General features: G+C 56.7%; 1 protein-coding gene. It reads right to left on the reverse strand.

Annotation, left to right across the window (positions count from 1 at the left end):
- A partial coding sequence (locus tag CA832_RS13615; RefSeq protein ID WP_158211939.1) for a hypothetical protein occupies positions 1-1,051 on the reverse strand: 1,051 nt, incomplete at both ends.

A 1,051-nucleotide genomic window follows, 5' to 3' on the forward strand; every position in this document is an offset into this window, starting at 1 on the left:
ACAGTTTCACTGCCTCCTCCTTCGATGCCAATAGTAAGATCGGTACCTACCAAGGCGGACCCGCTGATGTTCTGGTCATCGGTATTATCGAGGTAGCCACTCAGGTCCACACTGTTTCCATCCTCAATGGAAAGGCTGTTGGCAGCCAGGGTCAGGGTCTGGTCGTCGGTGCTGCCTGCGGCCAGTTCGGCCAGGGCGCCTTCTACGTCCGTAGCTGTGAAATTGCCTCCGACATCTGTGATGTTTACCTCTGAAGCGGTTTGGTCGTCAGTACCCACCAGGCTAGAGAGATCTACAGTCTCGCTGGTTCCTCCTTCGATGCCAATGGTCAGGTCGGTGCCTACAAGGGCAGAACCGCTGATGTTCTGGTCGTCCGTGTTATCCAGATACCCGCTCAGGTCCACGCTGTTCCCATCCTCGATGGAAAGGCTGTTGGCAGCCAGGGTCAGGGTCTGGTCGTCGGTACTGCCCGCGGCCAGTTCGGCCAGGGCTCCTTCAACGTCCGTGGCGGTGAAGTTGCCGCCAGCGTCGGTGATGTTAACCTCTGAAGCGGTTTGATCGTCAGTGCCTACTAAGCTGGAAAGATCAACCGTTTCACTGGTTCCCCCTTCGATGCCAATAGTTAGATCGGTACCTACCAAGGCAGACCCGCTGATGTTCTGGTCGTCCGTGTTATCCAGGTATCCGCTCAGGTCCACACTGTTCCCATCTTCAATAGACAGGCTGTTGGCAGCCAGGGTCAGGGTTTGGTCGTCAGTTCCTACGAGGCTTGAGAGGTCCACAGTCTCACTGCTTCCACCTTCGATACCAATAGTAAGATCGGTGCCCACCAGGGCAGAGCCGCTGATGTTTTGGTCGTCAGTACCCACCAGGCTAGAGAGATCTACAGTCTCGCTGGTTCCTCCTTCGATCCCGATGGTCAGGTCCGTGCCCACCAGGGCAGAACCACTGATGTTCTGGTCGTCGGTGCTGCCTGCGGCCAGTTCGGCCAGGGCGCCTTCTACGTCCGTAGCTGTGAAATTGCCTCCGACATCTGTGATGTTTACCTCTG

It is taken from the genome of Robiginitalea sediminis (assembly GCF_002198115.1).
Lineage (GTDB): Bacteria > Bacteroidota > Bacteroidia > Flavobacteriales > Flavobacteriaceae > Robiginitalea > Robiginitalea sediminis.